This is a genomic window from Marinobacter sp. DUT-3 (assembly GCF_050379435.1).
Lineage (GTDB): Bacteria > Pseudomonadota > Gammaproteobacteria > Pseudomonadales > Oleiphilaceae > Marinobacter.
Genome location: NZ_JBNRMG010000004.1, coordinates 237920 through 263837 on the forward strand (window position 1 = coordinate 237920; position 25918 = coordinate 263837).

The 25918-nt window shown below is 60.4% G+C and carries 26 protein-coding genes; 4 read left to right on the plus strand and 22 right to left on the minus strand.

Annotated features, from left to right (window positions below; translation table 11 throughout):
• Positions 1-13: 13 nt before the first annotated feature.
• From vasI to ACQUWM_RS09455, 13 genes are all read right to left on the minus strand, one after another.
• Positions 14-658, minus strand: a complete 645-nt coding sequence (gene vasI, locus ACQUWM_RS09395; protein WP_428921956.1) for a type VI secretion system-associated protein VasI — start codon at positions 656-658, stop codon at positions 14-16.
• The gene (locus tag ACQUWM_RS09400) at positions 655-2220 is read right to left on the minus strand and encodes a sigma-54 interaction domain-containing protein (protein ID WP_428922106.1); all 1566 of its coding nucleotides are present in this window, start codon (positions 2218-2220) and stop codon (positions 655-657) included. Before ACQUWM_RS09400 ends, vasI begins: the two co-directional genes overlap by 4 nt.
• Before the next feature lie 170 nt (positions 2221-2390).
• Positions 2391-5024 carry a type VI secretion system ATPase TssH gene (gene tssH, locus ACQUWM_RS09405; protein WP_428921957.1) on the minus strand — a complete coding sequence of 878 codons (2634 nt, stop codon included), beginning with the start codon at positions 5022-5024 and terminating at the stop codon, positions 2391-2393.
• 10 nt (positions 5025-5034) lie between these two features.
• A complete protein-coding gene (gene icmH / locus ACQUWM_RS09410; protein ID WP_428921958.1) occupies positions 5035-5862 on the minus strand; it encodes a type IVB secretion system protein IcmH/DotU in 828 nt (275 codons plus the stop codon).
• Between the two features lie 3 nt (positions 5863-5865).
• Positions 5866-7200: a type VI secretion system baseplate subunit TssK gene (tssK, locus tag ACQUWM_RS09415; protein ID WP_406989102.1), complete on the minus strand. Its 1335-nt coding sequence runs from the start codon at positions 7198-7200 to the stop codon at positions 5866-5868.
• Positions 7200-7733, minus strand: coding sequence for a type VI secretion system lipoprotein TssJ (gene tssJ / locus ACQUWM_RS09420; protein ID WP_428921959.1), 534 nt, complete (start codon positions 7731-7733; stop codon positions 7200-7202). The genes tssK and tssJ overlap by 1 nt, the downstream gene beginning before the upstream one ends.
• Positions 7730-9055 (minus strand): type VI secretion system-associated FHA domain protein TagH, encoded by a 1326-nt coding sequence (gene tagH, locus ACQUWM_RS09425; RefSeq protein ID WP_428921960.1) that lies wholly within the window; start codon positions 9053-9055, stop codon positions 7730-7732. The genes tssJ and tagH overlap by 4 nt, the downstream gene beginning before the upstream one ends.
• A gap of 22 nt (positions 9056-9077) precedes the next feature.
• The gene (tssG, locus tag ACQUWM_RS09430; protein ID WP_406999757.1) at positions 9078-10094 is read right to left on the minus strand and encodes a type VI secretion system baseplate subunit TssG; all 1017 of its coding nucleotides are present in this window, start codon (positions 10092-10094) and stop codon (positions 9078-9080) included.
• Positions 10058-11830 (minus strand): type VI secretion system baseplate subunit TssF, encoded by a 1773-nt coding sequence (gene tssF / locus ACQUWM_RS09435; protein WP_428921961.1) that lies wholly within the window; start codon positions 11828-11830, stop codon positions 10058-10060. Before tssF ends, tssG begins: the two co-directional genes overlap by 37 nt.
• A 127-nt stretch (positions 11831-11957) precedes the next feature.
• Positions 11958-12398, minus strand: a complete 441-nt coding sequence (gene tssE / locus ACQUWM_RS09440) for a type VI secretion system baseplate subunit TssE (protein WP_406989108.1) — start codon at positions 12396-12398, stop codon at positions 11958-11960.
• A 3-nt stretch (positions 12399-12401) separates the two neighbouring features.
• The gene (gene tssC, locus ACQUWM_RS09445) at positions 12402-13883 is read right to left on the minus strand and encodes a type VI secretion system contractile sheath large subunit (protein ID WP_406989109.1); all 1482 of its coding nucleotides are present in this window, start codon (positions 13881-13883) and stop codon (positions 12402-12404) included.
• 56 nt (positions 13884-13939) lie between these two features.
• On the minus strand, positions 13940-14437 hold the full coding sequence (gene tssB, locus ACQUWM_RS09450; protein ID WP_406989111.1) for a type VI secretion system contractile sheath small subunit: 498 nt from the start codon (positions 14435-14437) through the stop codon (positions 13940-13942).
• 203 nt (positions 14438-14640) lie between these two features.
• Positions 14641-15132 carry a DUF4442 domain-containing protein gene (locus ACQUWM_RS09455; protein ID WP_428921962.1) on the minus strand — a complete coding sequence of 164 codons (492 nt, stop codon included), beginning with the start codon at positions 15130-15132 and terminating at the stop codon, positions 14641-14643.
• Positions 15133-15287: 155 nt separating this feature from the next.
• Here ACQUWM_RS09455 and ACQUWM_RS09460 point away from each other — a divergent pair, with 155 nt between their 5' ends.
• On the plus strand, positions 15288-15548 hold the full coding sequence (locus ACQUWM_RS09460) for an acyl-CoA-binding protein (RefSeq protein ID WP_406989115.1): 261 nt from the start codon (positions 15288-15290) through the stop codon (positions 15546-15548).
• Between the two features lie 152 nt (positions 15549-15700).
• Positions 15701-16012, plus strand: coding sequence for a phage integrase N-terminal SAM-like domain-containing protein (locus ACQUWM_RS09465; RefSeq protein WP_428921963.1), 312 nt, complete (start codon positions 15701-15703; stop codon positions 16010-16012).
• Here the strand turns inward: ACQUWM_RS09465 and ACQUWM_RS09470 are convergent.
• Positions 16009-16446 (minus strand): hypothetical protein, encoded by a 438-nt coding sequence (locus ACQUWM_RS09470; RefSeq protein ID WP_428921964.1) that lies wholly within the window; start codon positions 16444-16446, stop codon positions 16009-16011. The genes ACQUWM_RS09465 and ACQUWM_RS09470 overlap by 4 nt on opposite strands.
• Before the next feature lie 88 nt (positions 16447-16534).
• Complete coding sequence (gene greB / locus ACQUWM_RS09475; protein WP_406999769.1) at positions 16535-17050, minus strand: transcription elongation factor GreB; 516 nt, start codon at positions 17048-17050, stop codon at positions 16535-16537.
• Positions 17051-17347: 297 nt separating this feature from the next.
• Here greB and ACQUWM_RS09480 point away from each other — a divergent pair, with 297 nt between their 5' ends.
• Positions 17348-17599 (plus strand): hypothetical protein, encoded by a 252-nt coding sequence (locus tag ACQUWM_RS09480; RefSeq protein ID WP_406989455.1) that lies wholly within the window; start codon positions 17348-17350, stop codon positions 17597-17599.
• On the opposite strand, the gene ACQUWM_RS09485 is transcribed toward ACQUWM_RS09480, so the two are convergent.
• From ACQUWM_RS09485 to ftsY, 7 genes are all read right to left on the minus strand, one after another.
• Entirely contained in the window at positions 17600-19084 is a 1485-nt protein-coding gene (locus tag ACQUWM_RS09485; RefSeq protein WP_428921965.1) for an ATP-binding protein, read from the minus strand.
• Positions 19071-19751, minus strand: coding sequence for a winged helix-turn-helix domain-containing protein (locus ACQUWM_RS09490; RefSeq protein ID WP_406989457.1), 681 nt, complete (start codon positions 19749-19751; stop codon positions 19071-19073). Before ACQUWM_RS09490 ends, ACQUWM_RS09485 begins: the two co-directional genes overlap by 14 nt.
• A 306-nt stretch (positions 19752-20057) precedes the next feature.
• A complete protein-coding gene (locus ACQUWM_RS09495; protein ID WP_428921966.1) occupies positions 20058-20966 on the minus strand; it encodes an NAD(P)-dependent oxidoreductase in 909 nt (302 codons plus the stop codon).
• Positions 20967-21199: 233 nt separating this feature from the next.
• Positions 21200-22066 (minus strand): RNA polymerase sigma factor RpoH, encoded by an 867-nt coding sequence (gene rpoH, locus ACQUWM_RS09500; RefSeq protein ID WP_406989459.1) that lies wholly within the window; start codon positions 22064-22066, stop codon positions 21200-21202.
• 195 nt (positions 22067-22261) lie between these two features.
• On the minus strand, positions 22262-23254 hold the full coding sequence (ftsX, locus tag ACQUWM_RS09505) for a permease-like cell division protein FtsX (RefSeq protein WP_406989460.1): 993 nt from the start codon (positions 23252-23254) through the stop codon (positions 22262-22264).
• The gene (gene ftsE, locus ACQUWM_RS09510) at positions 23244-23915 is read right to left on the minus strand and encodes a cell division ATP-binding protein FtsE (protein ID WP_406999775.1); all 672 of its coding nucleotides are present in this window, start codon (positions 23913-23915) and stop codon (positions 23244-23246) included. Before ftsE ends, ftsX begins: the two co-directional genes overlap by 11 nt.
• Before the next feature lie 14 nt (positions 23916-23929).
• Positions 23930-25114, minus strand: a complete 1185-nt coding sequence (gene ftsY / locus ACQUWM_RS09515; protein WP_428921967.1) for a signal recognition particle-docking protein FtsY — start codon at positions 25112-25114, stop codon at positions 23930-23932.
• A gap of 161 nt (positions 25115-25275) precedes the next feature.
• Here ftsY and rsmD point away from each other — a divergent pair, with 161 nt between their 5' ends.
• Entirely contained in the window at positions 25276-25911 is a 636-nt protein-coding gene (gene rsmD / locus ACQUWM_RS09520; protein ID WP_428922107.1) for a 16S rRNA (guanine(966)-N(2))-methyltransferase RsmD, read from the plus strand.
• Positions 25912-25918 lie beyond the last annotated feature (7 nt).

The window sequence follows — 25918 nt, forward strand, 5'->3', positions numbered from 1 at the left end:
GTTTCCAGTTCAGTTACCAGCCGCACTTGGCGCGCAACGGCCGGATGGCGTCGCGGAAGCCTTCCAGGTCGAACATCAGGCCATCCAGGGCGCCATGGGAGGAGCTGATCCGGGCATCTCCCCGCCCCAGCAGCGCCTTGGCAACCCGGATGGCCGGCAAGCCACGACCGCTGCTGACAACGAAGCCGTTATCCCGTACCCGCCATGCATCCCGTTGCGCGCCAAAACCGATACTCACCCGTTCGGCCTCCAGTGCCGCGGGCAACATCAGGGAAAGCTCGGTGATGTTGTTATGGCACTGCAAGGCCAGGATCGGGCGTGGTGGCTGGCTGCCCAGCGCACCCAGCGTGACCAGTTGCCCGGCACGATCCCCGGTGTCCCGGTAGAGGGGGCCGTCACCGGGCTCCCTTGCCTGTTCCTGGGCGTACGCCTGCAGCCATCGCTCTGGCCGGTTGGCCTCCGGTGCGCCGGTGACACTTGTCGTCTCGAGGGGCGTGCCGAATACCGAATCAAAACAGGCAAGGCGCTCCAGCCGCTGGGATTCCCGGGTACATTCCCGGGCGTCGTCCAGCTGGCTGGCCGCAACCGGTGCAAACCCGCTGATAAGCAGTGTTATGGCCAGCCAACAGCGAAGGCTGGGGAAATGAGCGGTCATCATTCTTCAGACACCTGATATTTAAGGCATTTATGGGCCAGGGTGCGCTTCGGCAAGCCGAGGCTTTCCGCCGCCTGGGTGCGATTGCCGTCGTACTGTCTCAGCCGTTCGCGGATTACCGCCGCTTCGAAAGCCTGTGCGGCCGCTTTAAGGTCACGGATGTCATCGGCCACAGGGACGCCCGGCAGGGTAGCCGGTACGGCCTCCTGAAAAGCCGGGCTTTGTTGGTCGGAGAACAGGTCGTCCAGGCGCAGCACTTCCGGCTGAATGTCGTCGCCAACCGGAGTCTGCAGGCAGGCGAATTCCAGAATATTTCTCAGTTCGCGAACGTTGCCCGGGAAGGCATATCCGGACAGGGTATGGAGCGCATGGCTGCTGATGCCCATGGGGCCGGCCCCCTCCCGCTGCTGGTACAGGGAAATAAAGTGCCGACACAGCGGTGCCAGGTCTTCCGGCCGGTCGCGAAGCGGGGTAACCCGAAGGGGAAACTGGCTCAGGCGGTAGAACAGGTCGCGGCGAAAGCTTCCGTCTTCGATGCTTTGTTGCAGCGGCTGGTGGGTCGCGGCCACCAGGCGGAAATCGGAGTGCTGTTCCTGCTGGGCGCCCAGCGGTCGGAACTGCCGGCTCTCCAGTACTCGCAGCAGTTTCGACTGCAGCGCCATGGGCATGTCGCCAATTTCGTCCAGAAACAGGGTGCCGCCGTCGGCCTGGGCCAGCAGGCCCTCTTTGGCCTTGTCCGCCCCTGAAAACGCGCCTTTGGTGTGACCGAACAGTTCGCTTTCCAGCAGGGTGTCGGGGATGGCGGCGCAGTTAACGACCACCAGCGGACCATTGGCACGGTCGGAGAATTCGTGGATGCCCTTGGCGACCAGATCCTTGCCACAGCCGGTTTCGCCCTGCACTAGCACGGAGAGCTGGCTGCCGGCGGCGCGGATGATTTGTGACCGCAGGTTGACCATGTCGGCGGAGCCGCCCACCAGGCTACCAGCAAGTTGTTCGCAGCGGCGGCGCACGGTTTCGGCATCGTGGAGGTGGTCCAGCGAGCGCTTGAGCAGGCGCCGCTGCCAGACCTGGTCGCGGTTCTGGAGCTGGCTGACCCATTGGTGGGTAAGCAGCTGTTTGAGGCCCTGGTACAGCGGCATGGCGGTAATGCCGTCCCATTCTGGCTCGTCATGGCAGAGCACGAGAATGCCCAGCGTGCGGCCGTCGTCGCCCTTGATAGGTTCGAGCCAGAAGGAGCGCGGACGGTCGCTGGCGTCCAGCAGGGCCTGGAAGCCGCTGTGGTCGAGGCGGTAGCTGGCGGCGCGGGTCAGTTCCCGGGGTTTGCCGCTTTGCAGTACGTGGGCGAAGGGGTGGCTGAAGTCGCCGCAGTCGAATTCGCCGTGTTGGTCCAGCTCGGCGCAATGGAGGGTGCGGCCGCTCAGGTCCAGTTCCAGCGCCCAGCAGCGGGTGAGGCCGAAGGCGTTTTCCAGCTGTCTGGTGGCGGTTTTCAGCAACGCCGGCAGGTTGTCCTGTCGGATCAGTGCCACCGCCAGGTCGATGCCGGTGTGCAGTTCCGTCTGCATCCGTCCCATGTTTCTTTTCCCTGAGATGTTGAGTTCGCCGATCGCGGGCCCTGTGGTTCGGCTTTCCAAAACACGCTGTGAATACATCCCTGTACGCTCCGCTCCGCCATCCATGGCTCCGCAGGGTATTTGGAAAGCCGAACCACAGGGCCCGCTACTTCCCAGTTGCCTTAAGCAACAACCCCGGTGAATTTCTCGTTCTCTACGCCTAAAGTGACACTTTTAACCGGCTCTCTTGCTGCCAGCTTCTCCAGCAACGCCAGTGAAACGGGTGGCAACAGCTCACCTTCGATAATCGATTCCAGCATCCTTGCGCCGTTTTCGCTTCTCGTCGCGCGGCTGCGGATGGCTTCAACCAGGCCGTCTTCCAGCACCACTTCGGTGTGGTAGCGGTTTTTGATCTGATCCGCCAGGCGCTCGAGTTTGTCGCCAACGATGCGGTTAAGGGTGTCTTCGCCCAGCGGCAGATAAGGCACCACTTCCATGCGGGCCAACAACGCCGGTTTGAAGAAGTCGGCCAGCTCCGGGTAGAGGGCTTCTTCGATTTTTTCCGGTTCTTCGGCGTGGTTGACGATGGTCTGGTAGCCGAGGTTGGAGGTGAGGAAGAACACCACGTTTTTGCAGTCGATCAGGCGGCCTTCGCCGTCTGCCAGTTCGCCCTTGTCGAAGGCCTGGTAGAACAGGTTGAGGACTTCCGGATGGGCTTTTTCGACTTCGTCGAGCAGCACCACGGAGTAGGGTTTCTGGCGGATGGCTTCGGTGAGGATGCCGCCTTCGCCGAACCCGACGTAACCGGGAGGTGAGCCGATCAGGCGGGAGACGGTGTGCTTCTCCTGGTACTCCGACATGTTGATGGTGGTGAGGAACTGGCGACCGCCATAGAGCAGTTCGGACAGTTGCACCACGGTTTCTGTTTTACCCACGCCACTGGGGCCGGCCAGCAGGAATGCGCCCATGGGGCGGCCCGGGCGACGCAGGTCAGCACGGGCGGTGAGCAGGTGCTGGTGCAGGCTGTCGATGGCGGTGTCCTGGCCTTTGATGTGTTCCTGCAGGTACGCCGGCAGGTGGGTGATTTTTTCCAGTTCGTCGGTGGTCATGCGGTTGACCGGGATACCGGTCCAGTCGGCGATGACTTCGGCGACCTGGCGGGCATCCACCCGGGCGTGGACCAGCGGTTCGTCGGCCTGCAGTTCGGCCAGTTCCTGTTCGATGGCGGCGGCCTCGTTTTTCAGGTCCGGGCGTTCTTCGTTAATGGCCTCAGGTTCTTCGCCGGAAGTGTCCTCAACGGTTTCGTTATCGGTCAGCAATTGCTCGCGGATGTCCACGAGGCGGGTGACCAGTTCTCGCTGGTCGTTCCAGCTTTGCTCCAGTTCCGCGGTTTCTTCCTCAAGCGTGGCGATCCGTGCTTCCAGTTCGCGCTCGCGGTCGGCGTCGACAGCCTGGCCCAGGGTGTGTTCGCGGCTGAGCAGGTCCTGCTCCATGGCCAACTGGTGCAGTTCGCTACGCACGTGGCTGAGTCGACGCGGCGGGGTACTCAGGTTAAGGCTGACCCGGGCGCAGGCGGTGTCCAGTACGTCGATGGCTTTGTCCGGCAACTGTCGGCCAGCCAGGTAGCGGGCGGACATTTCGGCAGCGGCTTTGAGGGCGCTGTCGGCGATCAGGACCTTGTGGGCTTTTTCGTAGACAGTGCGCAGGCCACGGAGGATGTGGACCGCTTCGCCCGGCGTCGGTTCGTCCAGCGCTACCGGTTGGAAGCGGCGGCTCAGGGCCGGGTCTTTTTCGAAGTATTTTTTGTACTCGCGCCAGGTGGTCGCTGCGATGGTCCGCAGCTCGCCACGGGCCAGGGCGGGTTTCAGCAGATTGGCAGCGTCGGAGCCGCCTTCGCTGTTGCCGGCGCCGATTATGGTGTGGGCTTCGTCGATGAACAGGATGATCGGGGTGGCGGAGCCTTTCACGGCTTCGATGACACCTTTAAGGCGCTTCTCGAACTCGCCTTTGACGGAAGCGCCGGCCTGCAGCGCGCCCATGTCGAGGGTCCAAAGTTCCACGCCGGTCAGGCGCTCCGGTACATCGCCGTTGACGATGCGCAGGGCGAGGCCCTCCACCACGGCGCTTTTACCCACGCCGGCATCGCCCACCACGATGGGGTTGTTCTTGCGGCGGCGGCAGAGGATGTCGATCATCTGGTCGATTTCGGAGTCGCGGCACACCACCGGATCCAGCTTTCCGCCACGGGCCAGCGCGGTGAAGTCGGTGGCGTAACGCTTGAGCGGGTCCATGTCGGTCTCGGCCAGCGGCGCCTTGCCATCGCCCTGTTCCAGTTCCGGGCGTTCAGCGGAGCCGACGGTCATGGCATCAAACTGGCGACGCAGTTGTTCGCGGTTGATGTCGCGCAGTTGCTGGCTGACCCGGGGCATCAGGTAACGGTCCGCGTTCATCAGCAGGGCGAGGAAAATGGCACCGGAACGCAGTTCCTTGTGGCCCAGTTCGGTGGAAGCCAGAAGCCAGGCGTCCTGCAGCAGGTCCACCAGCAACGGTGAGAACGAGGGATAGGGCTCCGCCGTCTGGGGCTCGCCATTGAGGCTGTCGCCCACCAGGGGCTGAAACTCCAGGTGGTTGATGCCCGCCTGCTCAAGAATCTGGCGTACATCGGAGAACGGCGTTTCCAGCAGCTTGAACAGCATATGGGCCGGGGTGATTTCCGCGCCCTGGCGGCTGATGCAAAGGGCCGCAGAGGATTCCAGCCCCTGGCGGCAAATGTCGTTGAGGCGCCCGATCAGCGCCGGCAGTTCTACCCGAATCACAGTGATATCCTTATTTCGGTAGTTGTTCCAGTACGCTGAGCACATCCCTGATGCGTTCGTTCAGCGCCATGTTGTAGAGCGAATAGATTCCGGCCATGGCCAACACAAACAGGCCGCCAATCCCCCAGATCGGCAAGCCGCTGCGCAGGTGGTTGCGGGCCGGGGTGACATTCGCCAGGGCATTCGCCAGGGGTTGGTCCTGGTCGTCGTCCCGCAGGCTTTTCAGCTGTTCGTGAAGACCACGGATAATGTCCTCGTATTCCTCGCGGCCATTGGTCATAACCTTGTAGCGGCCCTCAAATCCCAGGCACAGGCACAGGTAGATAAACGCCAGCATGTCCCGGTAGCGAGCCGGTTCCCGTTCCATGCGGGAGAGGATGGCGAAGACCTTTTCACCGCCCCAGGTTTCGTTGTGGAAGCGGGACAGCAGGGAATGCTGGGACCACACGCTGTGCGCGCCCCAGTCCGTACCCAGCACTGCCTCATCGATAAAGGCGCAGAGCACGTAGCGATAGGCCACCACCGTCGGGCGCTCATAGCCCTGCTCCACCAGTTCACGGTCGATGGCTGCCACTTCGTCCACCACCTGCCGGTACAGCGTTTCCACCTCCCGGAAATCCGCCAGCCGCCGCACCCGAATGACCAGGCCCAGCAACGGCGTGGCCGCATCGATCAGGCGGTTGTCTTCCAGACCACGAAGCTGGAACTGTTGGTTGGCAAAACCCTGGCTGACGGCGCGGTCGTTGTCACCGCTGTCCGCAAACATCAGGTCACTGAACGCACTGCCATCGGTTTCCATGTTGCCATTGGGTGAATCCATCACCGGTGCATCTGCCATGATTTAGCTCCTGATTGCCCAGAACTGCATTTCCATACCGGGGAAACTGCCGGCCACGTGGAAGGCAAAGCCGCTGGCGTTGTCGAGCATCTGCCAGGCCTGGCTCTGGTCGTCCAGACGGAAATACACAAAGCCGGCGTGGTACGGCAATTGACGCGGCGCCACCGGCAGTGCCGACAGCGGGATACCCGGCAACTGCAAGCTGATCAGATCGCGAATCTTCTCCACCGAGGCCACCTTGCACTGCTGGGTGAACTGCTTGCGCAGGTCGTCCAGTGGCATGTCTGCTTTCACTGCCAGGATGAACTCCGCACTGCTCGGCAAATGGGTATCCTGGATGGGCGCCACGGTGAGGCCGTACTGCCGCTCCTGCAGCTGGATCGCCAGTGCGCGCGGCTCCAGAACCGTGCTCAGGGACTGCCGTAGCACCTGCATCAGCGGCGTGAACGACGCTTCCGGCAGGTCATGGTCGTAGGCCGCGTATTCCCGGGGCAGCCGGTTTTCATCGGTGAACGTTACCAGCTCACCGCACAGTTCCAGCAGGGCCTCATACAGCCGCTCGGGGTGGAGCTGGCGCAGGCGGGCCAGGTGCATGAAGCGGGGGTGGGCCCGGTTGAGCATCTGCAGCAGCATGAAATCCGCCACATCGGCGACGCCACCCTGCCCCGGTGCGCCGACACGTTCGGCAATGTTCCTTGCCCGTTCCTTCATTAACCCTGCCATTTCGCCGACGAACCGTTGAAGGCGCGGAGCCGCCCGCACGCTCAGCATGGTGGGCATGAAGTTGGGGTCCATCACCAGGCTGCCGTCGGGGCGTTTCTCCAGGATCCGGCCAATGGCCAGGGCGGCGTAGGCGCTACGATCCTCACGCTCCAGCATCAGTCGCGGCGCCACCCGTGCCACATCAATGGCATGGGCGTCTCCGTCAATGGAGTGCAGGTCACGGACTTCCTCGGTTTGGGCACGAAACCGCCCGGAAACGGCGGCCTCCGGCCATTCCACTTCCGCCAGGGCGTCGCTGCTCAGGGGCAGCGCCAGGTACACCACCTGGTTGGCGACGGACGCGTCGGTGATTTCCAGTGGCTCCGGCGTCACGTCATCCTGGGGCAGACTGAAACGGGTTCCATCCGGAAACAGCCCGCTGGCATGCACCAGACCGATACGTCCGAAACTCAGGTATTCCGCGTTCAGTTCCAGATCGCCAAAGCCATAGAGGTAGTCCGATATCGCCAGCGCGCGTTCGTTGATCTGGTGTTCCAGGTACCTTTGTTGCTGCTGGAAGTGCTGGGGTTTGATGAACAGCCCGTCACTCCAGACCACTCGATTCATGACAGCCATCAGGATTCATCCGATCTTCTGAGTTGAACTTCCCGCTCGCGCAGGTTGACCAGCAGGTGATAACGACCACCAATGGGATCCACCTTCACCACTTTCTTCCACTGGGACAGGTTGGGGTAGGCATAGAACGCGATGATGCCGATAAAGCGCGTATCCTCGCTGATCTCGAACGGTTCGATAAACCGGAACTGCCCGGGCACCAGGGAATAATCATCGTGATCGATGTAGTTCTGCCCCAGTGAGTCCTCCAGGTCGTTCAGTAACTGGTCAAAATCCCCGGCCATCAGCATGGAGCTGTCCCGCATTTCGATCACCTGGAACGCAATCGGGGTCGGCGCCAGCGACTCGTTCGGGTTCACGTCCGGCTCCGCCAGCATGGTGAGATCCACGCGGCTGGGCAGATCCTCCGGATACCCTACGGGGATATCGGGGTCCCACAGTACCTTGGCGGTTTTCGAGACAGCGTTGTAGGGTGTGCTGCACCCCACCATCGCAAAGACAACGGCCAGTAAAATCCCTTTACTGTATTTCACGACAGATTCTCCCTCTGTAGTTGACGCAAGTGCTGGTCGTAAGCCTGTTCGAACACCTCCTGGAAGAGACGCTCAAAACCCTGCTGACGACTGGATTTAAGTTCGCGGTAGTAATGCTGGTACATGTCCCAGGCCCAGCGGCCTTCGTCCTCATGCTGCTGCAGCCCACGACGGTAACCGTGGAAACGGCGCAGCAGGGCCTCCGGGGAAAAGGCGTGGAGGATGGCGTCCAGCGCTTCGCTAATGGCTTCGCTGGTGGCGACCTGATGGTGACGAAGACTCTGCAGGCTCTCGCTCACGGCGGCTGGCGCGGACAGGTGAACGGGGCTGCGCTGGCTGGCAAACAGGGTCTGGACCGTGTCCTGGTAAGTCTGCCCCAGACGCAGCGGGTTGTCCTCAATGGGTTGCAGCCGCGTGCGCAGCGCCTGGTGGCGGCTGTCCTCGCCCTGGTGAAGCGCCAGCAGGCCCTCCACCGTGGCTTTCAGGGTCTGGCCGGCCTCTTCCAGGAACAGCCGCATCTCGTCGCTGTCATCAAAGCCCAGTTCGGACTCCATGCCCTTGAGCAGCGGCGCGCCACTGATGTGCTGGCGACTCTGGTCGGTGGCTTCCTGTTTCGTTCTGCGAGGTAGTTGTACTGACATCCTGTCCTGCTCTCCTTGTCTGACCGGCAGTCCGACCGCGACATCACGATTTTCCCGGTATTCATCGGTCACTTCGCCCTCGGTGGCGAACCATTCGGGCTTGCTTGCCAACAGATCCGCCTCGCGGGTGCTGGTCTCTTCCGACTGACTGGCGTCATCCGACGCCCAGTGATCCAGCGGATCCGTGCTGACCGACTGCCCCGGGGCCGGCGCCAGCCCCTGCAAAGGCTCATGGCCCGCGGTTTCCAGCTCCCTGCCCTCTCCCCGGACCAGCCCGCTTTCCTCCACATCCACCAGGGTACGATCCTCACCCTCGCCAACCGGAGCCGGGCCGGAGCCGCTCTGGCGACCACGCATCAGCTCGGCGCGGATCTGGTAACGCCCGATGGTGATGGTGTCACCGCTGTTCAGCCGCGCCCGGCGACCACGGCCGATGGGTTGGCTGGCGCTGTTGATATAGGTGCGGCCACTGCGGTCAATAAGGCAGAACACACCGTCAATGAATCGCACCTCGGCGTGTCCCGCCATGGCCCCGGTGCGATGGGACGACAGTTTCCAGGTATCGTTCTCAGCCGTACCAATGGAGCCTCCCGCCATGGTGAATACATGTTCTGGCAGCAAGCCACTGCCCACGGTGGCGGGATTGCTGATTTGCAGTTTCAGTGACTGACGTTCGTCCATGTCCGGTTTCCTTGTCGTTAACTCAGCGGCGAATCTGGAGGCGAACCGCCGGCAGCTTGCGGGCCTTCTCCGGCGTCAAAAACGAGTTCCAGCCCAGCCGCACCTCTGCCCCTGTCTGCATCGGCTTCACATCTTTCGGCCGCATCTGCAGTTCCAGGTCGTAGGCCAGTTGTTCCCGGGTGGTGAACTCCACCAGCTTCACCAGCCGCTGATGGTCCTTGCCGTTGGGCAGGAAGTCGGCAAAGCGCTGACGATCCAGGTTGCGAATGCGCAGGATGAATTTGCCACTGCGATCGCGGATACCGTTGCCGACCAGTGTGTCGTGCCCCAGCGCCGCGTTGGCGCACCCCAGGCGCGTTTGCTGATCTTCCGGGATGGCTACCCGGCGCAATACCCACTGCTCGATACTGACGTCATCCAGATCAAAGCAGTGGGCAACAATGCCACTGACCACTTCCGGAGAACGACTGCGGCCCGCCATCAATCCGGCGTAGGCCAGCATCTTCGACCAGTTGACCGGGGTTGCGTCCCGCAGGCGGCTGTCGCCGAGGCCCACCAGGGCGAATATGTGGTCGGAAAAACCGTCCGACGCGCCGGGTCTGAAACGCACGTAATAGCGGTACTTGCGCCAGGCCCGGTGAAACAACGTCACCAGCCGGTGATTGAAAAAGTCCAGGAAGTGACGGCGAATGCCCAGCTCCTGACCCGCTTCCCAGGCCAGATCTTCCAGGTAGTAACCGGGCAGCGGCGACTGCGATCCGTGCAGCCCCAGAAAGCTGACTTCCATCTGGTAAGGCGCGTGCTCATGCTCCGGCGAGAACGCCGAGACCACGTCGCTGCCCGGGAACCCCAGCCCGGCCGATGCCGAGAAGCGAATGCGCTCACGCCGGGGCAGGTCATCCTGGGACCGCTCGAGGTCATCCCCGTGGTGCCGGTGAATCAGATCCACCAGCTGAAAGAAACTGTAGCGCCGTGCGTTGCCCAGAACCGGCTGCAGCTCGGCTACATCAGCGGCTGCTGACCTTGCTGTAACGTCCATGTATACCGTTCCTGATTGTCTGTATTCACCACTTCCAATTGGTGAAAGGCGTTAATGCTCGCGTAAAGCGCAAAAAACTGGCTGAGAACCGTGCCAAACAGGTACAGATCGCCTTCCGAGGCGAACGCTGTCTGGTCCAGCTTCAATACTGACCGAATCCCCCGCACCGGCAATCCCCGCACCATGCGGTCCACCGGTGAGGTTTCTATGCCCGCAATGCCGGACAACCGCTTCTGGGACACGCGCTCGGCCTGGCGATCCACCAGCGCACGGAAGTCGTAAACCCGCAGCACCGTCCGCAGGGCGTCCACATCCAGCATGGAGAGGTAGTTCAGCGACAGGTTGGAGATCAGCGTCCACAGCAGGCTGCCGTCCAGCGTCGGCCTCAATGTGGCCGTGGGCCGGGTAATGTTGCTGAAGGTGGCGAACGCTGGCGTACTCTCCGTCGCCATGCAGATCTCCCCCACCGCCAGTTGGCTCGGCAGCTGCCGGTTGGTACAGGTGAGCGTGAGGGAGATGGCTTCCTGGCGACTCAGGCACTCGGACTCGTCGCCCCGCACAAACGACATGTAATGGTCAAAGCCATCACCGCGAACGCTGTCCCTCGCCCGTACCCGGTAATACAGTGCGGTACGGCCACGATCCCGTTCCACTTCGTGCTGAAAGCTCTCGAATGCGGTATAGATGCGTGGTTCGCCCCGCCCGGAGCGACCTTCCAGCCAGCCTTCCACCTGTTCGATGCTGAACACTTCGTAGTGGTCCGGAGAGCGGCTGGAGGGCGAGATCCGGTATTCGGTCTGCCGCCCGTTCAGGTCCACCGGCTCCGCTTCGTGGGTGAACAGGTTCACCGCCGGCGTGCAGTAAAGCTGGAAATTCTCTTCCCGTACTTTGGCGTCCGGCGGCAGGATCCGGTTGAAATGGAACCGCAGGCTGATTTCGTCCGCCTGTACCGCCGGCAACCGCCGCGCGAGGCCCTGGATATCCACGAATCGGAAGGCTTCGGGGAAGCTGAGGTACTCCTGCAATATCCGATAACCGGAGTAGGCGTTCTTCGGATACGGCAGCAACCCTTCATAATTCCCGAACCCGACCGGTTGTAGCAGGGACGCCGGCAAACGGTAGACGGACTCACCCACCACCAGTTCAATCCGTTCCAGGTAGTGGTTCAGCCAAAGGAACAGGGTTTCCGCAACATGACTCTCGCCACCCAGGTAAAACCGCAGGCTGTCCATCCCCAGGGACGACAGCGGTTGATCGGTATGCAACGCCAGATCCACTGTCACGGAGGATACTTCCCGCGAGTGCTCGGCGTTTGCCGCCGCTACGCTCACTGGATACACGTCGACAGCGCGGCAGGTGCGGAACCGGCACTGGGTCTGGCGGGTGGCATCGCCCAGCGGTCGGCTTTTGATTTCGGTATGCCGGTCTACCCGCTGGCGCTCGCTGATGGAGTGTAACTGCGGATCAAACCGCATGATGGTGCAGCTTGGCACCGGCCGCAGGTAGTTCGGCCACAGCATGTTCAGCAGCGAGTGGGTAATCTCGGGGAATTCGTCTTCGACTTTTTCGCGGAGTTTGCCGGTCAGGAAGGCAAAGCCTTCCAGCAGCCGTTCAACGTCCGGATCGGTGCTTTGCTCCGACAGAAACCTTGTCAGCTGCGGATGGGCATCCGCGAATTCCCGGCCCTGGAGCCTGAGAAAACTTAACTCGTCCCTGTAAAATCGGTTCAACTTCATAACTACTGCACCAGTCTGGGTCCGAGGGGGAAGGGGATGCTTTTCTTCTGGGAAAAAGAACTCGCTGCGCTCAGACACCTTTATTCCCGACAGAAAAGCATCCCCCTCCCCCTCTCATCCTTGCCCGCTACATCACTCGATAGTAGCGCTTGTCATCCAATAACAAATCGATGGTCGTCTTATCGTCTTCCGAACCAACGCGAAGGTAGACCGTCACCTGAAACCGCAACTGCAAGGGGTCTGGCCCCTGCGGCAGGTTGACGACATCCACCCGCTTCACCCTGGGTTCAAACTTCTCAATGCACTGTCGGATCGCACCGCGGATCTGAACGCTCAGATCGTGAGTGCCAAGCGTGGCGTCGTTGAAATCCAGCAGGCCCAGATCCGGTACGCTGGCGCTGTTACCCGGATGGGCATTCAGCAGGCGGACCAGGTGGCGTTTGATGGATTCAACAACGTGGGAGACTTCCCCCATGCTCTGGCCGGCTGGCTCGGCGGCCTGTTCCAGTCGTTCGAACAGGCTGCCGCTGCTGGCCTGCGATCCGTCGCTGGCCGGGTGATTGAACACGGATTAATCCTTGTCCAGTCGGCCAACCAGTGACAGTTCGAAGTTGGCACCCATGTACTTGAAGTGGGGCCGAACCGCCAGGGATACCTGGTACCAGCCCGGATCGCCTTCGACGTCGGATACGGTCACCTGCGCCGCGCGGAGCGGGCGACGGCTGCGGACGTCCGCTGGCGGGTTTTCCTGGTCGGCCACGTACTGGCGAATCCAGGTGTTCAGTTCCCGCTCGAGGTCCTGGCGCTCTTTCCAGGAACCGATCTGTTCCCGCTGCAGTACTTTGATGTAGTGCGCCAGGCGGTTCACGATCATCATGTAAGGCAGTTGCGTACCCAGCTTGTAGTTGGTTTCCGCTTCCTTGCCTTCCTTGGTGTTCGGGAACTGCTTGGGCTTCTGCACCGAGTTGGCGGAGAAGAACGCCGCGTTGTCGCTGCCCTTGCGCATGGTCAGGGCGATGAAGCCTTCGTCGGCCATTTCGTATTCGCGACGGTCGGTGATCAGTACTTCGGTCGGAATCTTGGCTTCCAGCTGGCCGAAGGATTCGAACAGGTGCACCGGCAGGTCTTCTACCGCACCGCCACTTTGCGGGCCGATGATGTTCGGGCACCAGCGGTACTTGGCAAAGCTTTCCGTCAGGCGTGTGGCCAACAGATAGGCGGTGTTGCCCCACAGGTAATGCTCGTGGTCGCCGGACACGTCTTCCTTGTAGTTGAAGCTGCGCACCGGGTTTTCAGTGGGGTCGTAAGGCACCCGCAGCAGGAAACGCGGTGAGGTCAGGCCCAGGTAGCGGGCGTCTTCGGACTCACGCAGGGAGCGCCACTTGGCGTATTTCGGGCCTTCGAAGACCGCTTTCAGTTCCTTGATGGCGGGCAGTTCCTGGTAGCTGTCAACGCCGAAGAAGGACGGCGCCACGGACGACAGGAACGGCGCATGGGCCATGGCACCCACGGAGGACACGTACTGTAGCAGTTTCATGTCCGGGGTGGACGGAGTGAAGGCGTAGTTGCCAACTACCGCACCCACGGGCTCACCGCCAAACTGGCCGTACTCGGTGGAGTAAATGTGCTTGTAGAAACCAGCCTGGGTGACATCCGGGGCGAACTCGAAGTCTTCCAGCAGCTCGGTCTTGGTGGCGTGGAGGATGTCCACTTTGATGTTCTCGCGGAAATCGGTGCGATCGACCATCAGCTTCAGGCCGCGCCAGGACGATTCCAGCTCCTGCAGCTTGGGCGCGTGCAGAATTTCATCCATCTGGGCGCTGATCTTGCGATCCAGCTCGACCACCATCTGGTCCACCAGCGCTTTGTTGACTGGCTGGCCTTTCTCGTCGCTTTTCAGCAGGTTGGCAATAAAGGTCGCCACCCCTTTGCGGGCCACATCGTAGCCTTCGTCGGCCGGCGCCATTCGGCTGTTGGCCATAACCTGGTCCAGCAAGGACCCTTCCGCTACGGATTCGGAGGCAGCAGATTGCTGCTCAGCAGTGTCAGACATACCACATCCCTTCAGTACGTTTTGAATTAAGTCGGAGATTGACGGCGAACGTTCGGTTATTCGTCGCTGTCTGTGGCCAATTCCAGTTCGGCCAGCAGTTTGTCCCGGGCGTCGTCATTGTCCAGCAGTTCCTGCAGCTTGGACCGGAATGACGGCACGTTACCCAGCGGGCCCTTGAGGGCAACCAGGGCTTCGCGAAGCTCGATGAGCTTGTTCAGCTCAGGTACCTGGCGGGCAATGCCATCCGGGGAAAAGTCGTCCAGAGTCTGGAATGCCAGGTTCACCGGCAGTTCGTCGGCGTTGTCATCCAGCTGGTTGGATACCGTGGTGGTGAGGCTAAGATCGGCTTCCTTCATGACAGAACGGAAATTGTTCTTGTCGACGGAGATGGCCTTTCGGTCCTCGATGGGGGTTTCTTCGGGCTGCCCCTTGAAATCACCAACCACGAACATTTTCAGTGGCAGTTCGGTTTCAGCCTGCTGATCACCAGTGGCGGGGACATATTTGATATTGATGCGCTCTTTCGGCGCGACGGAACCGTCTTTTGAGGACATGCGCTTGCTCCCTGTGCAAATCATTTGCAGTAGTTCAATCCCTTGTGCATACCGTCCCGGTACGCAACGATCAAAACTCTACACAGGATGATATCCATTCTCAAGCAAAAATTGGCCAGCGCGTGGCAAAAATGTGCGACCGGGCAAAGTTTTGCCAAACAAAGCCCGGATCAGAGCCACAACGCCGGAAACTCATGTCGCCATTAACGACGCTTCGGCGTCCAGGCCCAGATCATTTCAATCTCGATGGGCTCCTGGTCTTCACTGTCACGGATGGTGACCGGCACAGAGGTTTCCCCTTTTTCTTCCACCTGGACCCGCTCCCGCTGTTCCGGAGTCAGGCGGGCTTCCACGGTCATGTCACCCTTGGCGCGACGGGTGTACTCCGCATGGACGGTCTTGATCACGGGGATCTTGTCGTCCGGTACGTTCAGGCCCACCAGAAAGCCGGTCGCGGACTCCGCCAGCAACAGGGACGCCACGGCATGAACACCACCAATGTGATTCTGAACCCGGCGCTTGTTGGCAATACTGATGACACAACGCTCCGCGTCCAGGTGCTCAATGCGAATACCGGCAGTACCCGTGAAAGGCACCACTTTGCCAAAAAACAGGGTCAGCGCCCGCGACCGGGCAAACGTGGGTAGCTTGTTGATTCTGCCGACAATACCGGTCAGTTTGTTGGTGGCGGCCATGGACGTCTCTCCGGTTAGCTGAAATTTTGAGGCAGGACAATAACCCATTCGTCGAAGGAAAGGAACGTTCAGTCAATGACGCCCGTCACCTCTGTGGCTATACTCGGCAAAACCGTAGTTCACGGATAACCCTCTCAATAACAAAGGAAACAGCCATGAGTGACCTGAAAGCCCAATTTGACGAAGCGGTTAACTATATCCAAACCGCTGAAGGCGATTTCAAGCCATCCAACGAAGTGAAGCTGGAGTTCTACGCCCTTTACAAACAGGCAACCGAAGGGGATGTCAGCGGCAAGCGCCCGGGCATGATGGACTTCGTGGGCCGCGCCAAGTACGACGCCTGGGCCGAACTGAAGGGCACTTCCGGCGAGGAAGCCATGCAGAAATACATCGACAAGCTCAACGCCCTGAAATAATCCTGCCCAGACCTTTGCCGGCATGGGCGCCGCCCACCAGCGGCGGATCGGGCCCCGATGCCGGCAACCCGCCCTAAATATTTTGCGACATTCAAACGATTGTCATAAGATGCGCGCAACATAAAAACAACAATGCATCCGGAAGAGTAGCCATGAACATTACCGAGGCGCTGGAACAAACCCAGCCTGGCCTTGTCGGCCGCGTTAACGAAGCAATCCAGAAGCACCAACTGAACCAGCGGGCAGAGCAAACCTACCTGCACTGGATATCACGGTTCGTGCTGTTTCACGAGCTGAAGGATCCGCAGCACCTGGAAACCAGAGACCGCCAACTGTTTCTCACCTACCTGAAGGACCGGATTCAGCTGTCACGGGCACGCCTGAACCAGGCCAGCCAGGCCCTGACGTTTTTCTACGAGGATGTACTCGGGAAGACGCCAGCCGAACAGACCGCAGCCGCCTAACGCTCAATCATGTTGATGTTCTGCGTCTCGTAGGTGCGATTCTCTGGCGGGCGGATCGTATAGTTGTTGCTATGGGTCTGGCCGGGAATCACCTTGGGGTTGCTGAAGCGGAATTCCACCGGAATTTCGCTGCGGCCCAGGTCGGTGCGAGGATCCCTTGGCTGCAAGGCCAGGGGATCAAGGTAGAAGTCCTCATCGGTGCGGGGCTGCACCGGCACCCCGGCGGCAGGCGCTTCCAGCCCACCTTCGATGACGGTATCAGCCAGGGTGTCCTCGGCCATGGACCGCAGGGAGATGGTTTCCATCGTTGAACGCTCACGATAGCCAAAGGCTTCGCCGCCTTCACCTTCAGCCGTCGCCTGCGCCAGCAGTGACGCGGGCGACAGGGCCAGAGCCAGCACAAAACCACCTGTGAATTTCCAGAAAGAACCCATACCAAACCCGATCCGTGAGTCAATTTTTGATCAGTCTATCGCCAAAGGCGACAAAAAACTCAACGAGTCGTCAGGTTTGTGACGGTTTTCACTGGTTGCCCGCAGGCTCCTCGTAACGAATCCCCGTGATGACCACCGAGTGCCAGCCCTCCGGCGTTCGCACACTGACCTCATCGTCCAGGCGCTTGCCCAGCAACGCCCGGGCCATGGGCGAATCAATACTCAGGTAACCCCGGCTCAGGTCGAACTCATCCGGCCCCACCAGCCGGTAGCACTGCTCACTGCCATCCTCATGCTCAATGGTCACCCAGGCACCGAAGAATACCTTGCCGCGATCATCCGGCAGGCGGTTGACCACCGTCAGCTCGTCCAGCCGCTTGGTCAGAAAGCGCACCCGCCGGTCGATCTCGCGCAGCTGCTTCTTGCCATAGATATACTCCGCGTTTTCCGAACGATCCCCCAACGCCGCCGCCTCACGCACCGCCTGGGTCACTTCCGGGCGCTTTTCCTTCCACAGGTAGCGCAACTCCTCCCGCAAGGCCTGTTCGCCCTGCGGGGTAATGTATCGGGTTCGTCCCCGCGCAGCACCGGACTGCTGTTTCATATCAAGACGCCTGTTTCGGTATCGGAAATGGTGAATGCGGGCATAAAAAAACCCCGTAAAAACGGGGTAAGGCTAGCGCTGTGCTGGAGGGAGAAGCAAGCAGTGATGACTGCCGGCCTCCAAATCTACAGTCTCCATTATGCACAGCGGGGATTACACGGGCGTGGCCAGTGAATTACGTTTTGGTCAGGGATATGGTCGTCAGCCTGCGGATTAGGTTGCGCACTCTAGAGAATGGGAATAGCGTTTGAGGTCAGTATATTTGAAACCTTTCCACAATGATCACGGGGAACACGCATGAACACCCAGAAATTGATGAACACTGCCCTGAACAGCCTGGACGCCCTGGGCTACCGGCTGGACCAGTACGGCATCACCGGTAAGGTGAACCGCCACAATCTGGCCGCCTTCATCATGCTGGAACAGAAGCATCTGGAAGGTGAGTGGGACAGCATTCAGGTTCGACTGGATCGCCGTCGCGCCCAGGTTGAGAGCCTTGTGCGTCCGGTGCTGAATCAGGTCAACCGCTTCCGCGGCGCTGCCAGCTGATCAGACTTTTGAGAGTTCCGACGGGGAGCCCCTCTGCTCCCCGCCATCCGCTCCATCCTGCGGATCAGCCTGGGTTGTGCGAATACGCTTCTTCTCAACCACATAGGCTGGCAGGCGAATAGTCACCGTCAGCCCGGGATTCTCCTCTCCCGGCCGGTGGTCCGACAGCTCAATCCTTGCCTGATGAATTTCCGCCACGGCACTCACCAGACTCAGCCCCAGCCCGTTACCGGGTGATGAACGGCTCTTGCCGACCCGATAGAAACGCTGGAAGACCTGTTCCTTCTCGTCATCCGGTATACCGATTCCACTGTCGCTGACTTCAAACAGGCAATCGTCACCCTCACGGCGAACCGCCACCCGAATGGCGCCCGTTTCCGGGGTATATTTGATGGCGTTGTCGATCAGATTGCTGACCATCTGGAACAGCAGGTCCCGATCACCTTCAATCATCACCTGACTTTCCAGGGACTGCTCGAACACCTGATCCTTGTCTTCCGCCAGCGCTTCGTAGAGTTCGCAGGCATCGCTCACCAGACCATCCAGGGACACCGGCTTCATGTCCGCGGTGTTGCCCCGGGTTTCCAGCCGCGCGATCCGCAACAGGGCGTTGAACGTGGCCAGCAGTTGATCCGCCTCGGCCACCGCGCGGCCGGCCTGCTCCCGCGCCTCGTCGTTATCGACAGACATCAGGGTGTTCTCGAGCTGGTTACGCAACCGGGTCAGCGGGGTTCGCAGGTCGTGGGCAATACTGTCGGAGACGTGGCGGATGCCTTCCATCAGGTAGACGATCCGGTCCAGCATCTGATTCAGGTTCTCCGCCAGCTGGTCAAAATCATCGTCGGTACCCCGGGTGGGAATACGCAGCGACAGGTGGCCGTTCATGATTCGCCGGGAGGTATTATTGATGACTTCTATGCGCCGGGTCGTACTTCGACTCATCAGGAAGCCGCCCAGCAGGGCCAGTGCCAGGGTAATGCCCATCCCCCAGTTAATGGCGGTTTCAATGACGCGCTTGAGGTTGGTGAGTTCATCCACGTCGCGGCCGACCAGCAACCGCAACCCTCCCTGAACCTCGAAGATACGGGCACGGGCCAAGCGTTCCGGGCCTCGCCAGCCCACCGACTCGTTCAGGGTGAAATTGATCCAGCCACTTTCCGACCGCGCGCCCTCCGGCCAGGTTTCGATATTGCCGGCGAGCTTGAGGAAGTCATCAGTGGTGAGCAGGTAGATGGATTTGGCGTTGGGGTCCCGCGCCACACGCTCGCGGATAATGGTAATCAGACCATTAATGCCGCGACCGCGGTATTGCTCCGCGAGGCCGGCGATCTCGGCCTCGATGGTCTGGTCCGTCTGGGCGGTCATGAAGCCGGCGGTGCGCCAGTATATGAACGCCAATAGCAGGAATACCGAGGTGGCAAACACCACCATGTACAACAGTGCTAACTGGAAGGACGACGTCCGGAGCTGGCTAAGCAGTTTCACGCAACATGTACCCTGCACCCCGTATGGTCTGCAGCAACGGAGTCTCGAATTCCTTATCGATCTTGGCTCTCAGCCGGCTGATATGCACGTCAATCACGTTGGTCTGGGGATCAAAATGATAGTCCCAGACTTTTTCCAGCAGCATGGTGCGGGTCACCACCTGGCCGGCGTTGCGCATCAGGTATTCCAGCAGACGGAATTCCCGGGGCTGCACATCAATATTCTGGCCGGCCCGCTTGACGGTTCGCGCCAGCAGGTCCATTTCCAGGTCCGCCACCCGCAGCACGGTTTCGGTCTCGGCCGACTGACGGTTACGACGCACCAGCGATTCAATGCGGGCCAGCAGCTCGGTAAAGGAGAACGGCTTGGTCAGGTAATCATCACCACCGCCACGCAGCCCCTCAACCCGGTCATCCACATCGCCCAGCGCGCTGAGGATCAGCACCGGCACCTGGTTTCCGGTGGCCCGTACGGTCTTGATGATCGCCAGCCCATCCATTCCCGGCAGCATGCGGTCCACGATCATGATGTCGTAATCCTCACTGGCCGCCATCATCATCCCTTCCTTGCCGTCGGCCGCATGGTCGACCACGAAGTCCGACTCCTTCAGGCCTTTGACAAGGTAGCTTGCTACATCCTGATCGTCTTCAATTACCAGCGCTTTCACCGGTTATCCTCCCGATAGCGGATTACTTTAAGCATTACATTACAAACAGGGTACGAAGAACTTGGTAACCCGGCCAGTTACGATCTTGTAAGAGGGTGTCGCCTATGGCGACGGTCACGACACCTTCTGAAACCAACCCAGGCTCTTAGCCGTCGTGGCTGCGGGGCGATACCCCGCACTTAACCAGCCTTTGTACCCCAGTTCATCCAGCCCGCGAAAACATTCGAAAAGTTAATTTCAGCGGTCCGGGGCAGAGCTATCAAGGAATAACCCCGGTATACAGAATAGCAGTAACGCTCAGCCTGATTATTTTTCCGGTTTTCCGAGGGTGCCCATCAGAGCGCCATTCAGGTGCTCCAGATCCAGCAACAGGCCGCTGTGGTCGACATCGCTATGACCATTGGCCACCAGTGACTGGTATTCATTGTGCACCTGCTGCGCCAGCGGCAGGGTCAGGTTCTCCGCCCGGGCCTCATCCAGAATCATCCGCATGTCCTTGAGCTGAATACGGGCCGGCGCGCCAGGGGAGAAATCACGGTCAATCATGCGCTGACCATGCAGCTCCAGAATACGACTGCCGGCGAAACCGCCCATCAACGCCTCCCGCACCGCCGCCGGATCGGCACCGCCTTTCGCCGCCAGCAACAGCGCTTCCGACACCGCCCCAATAGTGATGCCCACAATCGCCTGATTAGCCAGCTTGGCCAACTGGCCTGAGCCAACAGGACCGATCCTGGTGCACTTGCCGAGCACCTCGAAAACCGGGCGGGCACGGTCCACATCCTGCTCCGAACCACCGGCCATGATGCTCAGACGGGCCTCGGTCGCCCCCACCGTTCCACCCGACACCGGTGCATCCACATAGCCCGCTCCCTTTTCCGCCGCAAGCTCGGCGTGACGGCGTGCTACAGACGGCTGAACAGAACTCATATCGATCACCAGTGCGCCGGGCTTCAATGCCGCGATTGCCCCCTGCTCTACCAGCACCCGCTCCACCACATCACTGTTTTCCAGCATGGTAATGACGACATCCGCATCCCGGACGGCCTGTTCTGGTGAATCCGCAATGGCAGCCTCCCCCTTGAACGGGTCGCACTTACTGGCCGTGCGGTTCCAAAGGGTCATGGGAAAGCCGGCATCCAGGAGATTCCGGGTCATGGGCGCCCCCATCAAACCGATGCCCAAAAAGGCAATATGAAAACGATTCGCGCTCATAATTTTTGAACTCTTGCTCTGAAGTTGGAGAAGCGAGTGGATAGTCGTTTCCAAAACCCTGCGGAGCCATGGATGGCGGAGCGGAGCGTACAGGGACGTATTCACAGCGTGTTTTGGAAACGCCTATCCACTCGCTTCCGCCCCCAAGGTTTGCTTCAACCGATTATACAAACAAAAACGCCACCAACCTGAATCAGGATGGTGGCGTTCTGGAATATCCGGGCGCCTCAGAATCAGGCCGGTACGGCTTCCACCATACTCGTCCGGATCTTCTTCATGGCGTTCTTCTCAAGCTGCCGGATTCGCTCGGCAGAAACACCGTACTTGTCAGCCAGCTCGTGCAGCGTGGACTTGCTCTCGGACAGCCAGCGCTCCCGCAGGATATCCTGACTGCGCTCATCCAGAGTTCCCAACGCGTGCATCAGACGACCGTTGGAGTCCTCTGACCAGTCGGCGTTTTCCAGCTGCACCGCCGGATCGCCGCGCTGATCCTGCAGGTAATAAGCCGGCGCCTGGTAGGCATTGTCGTCGTCATCGTCCTGCGGACCATCAAAGGCGGTATCCTGGGAAGCCAGCCGGCCCTCCATCTCACGCACAACTTTCGGTTCCACGCCGAGATCTTCCGCCACGGCATGCAGCTCATCGTGACTGAGCCACGCCAGGCGCTTCTTCTGGCTGCGCAGGTTAAAGAACAGCTTGCGCTGGGCCTTGGTGGTGGCCACTTTCACAATGCGCCAGTTGCGCAGGATAAACTCGTGGATCTCTGCCTTGATCCAGTGCACCGCGAAGGACACCAGACGTACACCGTACTCCGGGTTGAAGCGCTTGACGGCCTTCATCAGCCCCACGTTGCCTTCCTGGATCAGGTCGGCCTGGGCCAGGCCATAACCGGAATAGCTCCGGGCAATGTGGATCACAAACCGCAAATGAGAGAGCACCAGCTGACGAGCTGCGTCCACGTCACCCTCATAGTGGAGACGCTCAGCAAGCTCACGCTCTTCTTCAACAGACAATACCGGAATCCTGCTCGCAGCCTGGATGTAAGACTCGAGATTGGCACCCGGAACCAGTCTGTCAATCAGCTGTAAACTCGTACCCATGCTTTTAACCTCCGAACCTGACGACCGTTAAATATACCAAGTGATTTTTTGATCGCCAAGACCTTAAAAAGTTCTTGGAATTTCCCAGTAACACCTTTAAAAACAACTGACTGGAAATTTCCGCTTTGTATCTTAAATAGAGACACTACGCCCTTTGCCGCAAATTCTACAATACGGTTTTCCCGCAATCCCGAATTAACCTCCAGCGACCTCTCCGGGCTCAATATCGTCCAAATGGCGCTTGACCGCTACCCAGGCCCCCAACCAGCCTAACAGCATGGCCACAATAAGCAACGCAAGCGCACCATCGAAAGTCAGACCATTGAGGGAAAAGTCGCTGCGGTATAACCCCGCCAGCCGCTCAACCGGGCCGCTGAGCCACCACAACGACAATTGCAGCAGAATCCAGGCCACCACACCGCCACCAAGACCAAACCAGGCCCCGGTATACAGGAACGGGCGACGCACAAAGGCATCGGTGCCGCCCACCATTTTCGCCACCAGGATCTCATCACGGCGGTTTTCGATTGCCAGCCGTACGGTATTGCCAATCACCAACACTACCGCCGCCGCCAGCAACAGGGCCAGGGCCCAGACCGCACGGGCCAGCAGGTCTGTCATGGCGTTCAGGCGCTGCAGCCAGCCCAGATCCACCTGCACGCGCTCAACGCCATCCAGGCCCTGCAGGCGGGTGACCAGCGTCTCCACACCGCCAGTACTGCGAGAGGCTTCATCCGGCGTCACCAGCAGGGTATGGGGCAACGGATTGCCTTCCAGATAATCCAGCGCATCATCAAGACCGGAGGAGACCCGGAACTCCGACAGCGCCTGCTCCTTGTCGATCAGCTCCACCTCCAGGATACGGCTGTCATCCAGCACCTCGGCCCGCAGTTCGCGTGCGCGCTCCAGCGAGACATTCTCACCCATATAGGCGGTAATGCGGGCACTGCTCTCCCAGCCGGCACTGACGCCCTGCAAACTGGTCAACAGTAACAACAGCGCCACCGGCAGCGCCAACGCCACCCCCATCACCATCCAGGTCATGGAACTGGCGACCGGGGTACGCCAGAGCCGCTCGGCACTGTCCCGGGCCACCTTGCGGTGATGCACCAGGTAACTCTCCGCCAGCTCCTGCCAGGGCGACGGGCCCTGCCTTGCGCCTTTGCGTTTACGGGGGTCAGGCGCCATGGCCACCTCCCGCAATTAAACGGCCGTGATCCAGGGTCAGGGTCCGGCGCTGCATATCATTGATCAGGGCAATATCGTGACTGGCAATCAGCACCGTCACGCCCACCTGACTGAACTGGGTGAACAGGCGCATGATGTCCGCCGACAACTCCGGGTCCAGGTTACCGGTGGGCTCATCCGCCAGCAGCACCGGTGGCTTGTTCACCACCGCGCGGGCGATGCCGACGCGCTGCTGCTCACCGCCGGACAGCTGCAGGGGGTTCATCTTTTCCTTGGTCAGCAGTCCGACCTTGTCGAGGGCGGCCCGCACCCGGCGGCCAATGTCCCGCGCCGGTACCCCCATCACTTCCAGGGGCATGGCGACGTTGTCGAACACCGTGCGATCGAACAACAGCTGGTGATTCTGGAATACCACGCCAATGTGACGACGAATATAGGGAATCTGGCGCTTGGGGAGCTTGTTCAGCATCTGCCCGCCGACGATCACCTCGCCGGCACTGGGGCGCTCCATCACCATGACCAGCTTGAGCAGGGTACTCTTGCCAGCGCCGGAATGGCCGGTCAGGAACGCCAGCTCGCCCCGGTCCAGGCTGAAGTTTACCTGCCGCAGGGCGGTATGGTCGCTGTCGTAGCGCTTGGTGACCTGACGGAATTCAATCATTAGCCGTTACTGCATCACTGGTCGTCAAACAGGGCATCCACAAAGGTTTCCGCATCGAAACTGCGCAGATCCGCCACCTGCTCACCCACGCCGATAAAGCGGATGGGCAGCTGCAGCTGACGCGCGATAGCGAACACAATACCACCCTTGGCGGTGCCGTCCAGCTTGGTCAGCGTAATACCGCTGACACCCACCGCCTGCTGAAACACCTGGGCCTGGCTCAGGGCGTTCTGGCCGGTACCGGCATCGAGCACCAACATCACCTCATGGGGAGCGGTGTCATCCAACTTCTTCATCACCCGAACGACCTTTTCCAGCTCGTTCATCAAATTCTCTTTGTTCTGCAGTCGGCCGGCAGTATCGGCAATCACCACATCCACCTCGCGGGACTGGGCAGACTGAATGGCATCGAAGATCACCGAAGCGCTGTCGGCACCGGTATGCTGGGCCACCACCGGCACGTTATTGCGCTCACCCCAGACCTGCAGCTGCTCCACCGCAGCGGCACGGAAGGTATCCCCCGCTGCCAGCATCACCGACTTGCCCTCATCCTGGAACTTCCTGGTGAGTTTGCCGATCGTGGTGGTCTTGCCAACACCATTCACACCCACCATCAGGATCACATAGGGCTGTTTGGTCGAATCCAGCTCCAGCGGCTTGGTGACATCCTTCAGCAGGCCGTGAAGCTCATCGCGCAGGGCCTTACGCAGGGCCGCGCCGTCCTTGAGCTGATTACGCTCCAGCTTGTCAGTAAGGGATTCAATGATTTCCGACGTGGCGGTGACACCGACATCCGCCATCAACAGCGTGGTTTCAATCTCCTCCAGCAGATCCTCGTCGATCTTCTTGCCGACGGCGAACAGATCGGATAACCCGGTGGACAATGTCGCGCGGGTTTTACCCAGGCCCTGGCGGATACGCTCTAAAACACTGACCTGCGGCTCTTCCGGAGCCGGCTCCGGTTCCGCGGCAGGTGCAGGGGCTGGCTCCACTTCCGCAACAGGCGCCTCTGCGGACGGCGCCTCAGGCGCGGATGCTTCCGCCTGTTCACGTGCGGGTTCGGCGCCCGGCTGTGGCTCAGGTTTTTTCTGGGGTACCGGTTTGGGCCGGGGAATACGCTTCCGGTTGCCGGCCAGGTCCAGAGCAAAAACGAGGACAAGAAGGGCCAACAGGCCAATTGAAATCCACTCTGCGGTCATACTCATTCCATCGGTTAAAATTGGCGGGACAAAAGAAAGCCGACATTCTAGCAGACTGTCGGAGGTAATTGGGGCCCATGCCAACGGCAACCCGGATGGCGACAGAACGATTTTCCGTTACCATGTCGCCATTCCAGAAACAGCGGCGGACAGCAGGAACCATGGGGCGGAAACCAAGACAACAGAAAAGCGCACGGACTGGTCACAGCGGACCGGCGAAAGCCGCTAGCGGCGGTGAATTGCGAATCATCGGCGGCGACTGGCGCAGCCGCAAACTGCGCTTTCCGGAAACCGGCGGCGTACGCCCCACCCCCGCCCGCACCCGGGAAACCCTGTTCAACTGGCTGAACTACCAACTGGCCGGCAGCCGCTGCCTCGACCTCTTCGCCGGCTCCGGCGCCCTCGGCCTGGAAGCCCTGTCCCGGGGTGCCGGTACAACCGTATTCGTCGACCACACACCAGCACTGGCCCAGGCCCTGCGCGGTAACCTGCGGCTATTAAAATCAGAAAAGGGAGACGTGGTCTGCCAGAGCGTGGACACCTACCTGGCCCAACCTCCGGCCGAGCCTTTCGACATCCTCTTCATGGACCCACCCTTCCGCCAGGGCTGGCTGGAAAACCTGTTCCCGCTGATCGCTGGTTATGGTTGGGTCAGACCCGGCGGCTGGATCTACGTGGAACATGAAAGCGAACGGACAACCCCGGAAACACCCGAGAACTGGACCCTGCACAGACAAAAGTCCGCCGGCCAGGTCACTTATTGCTTATTCAAAACAGAAGAATCAGAAGGTACTTGAAGGGAAA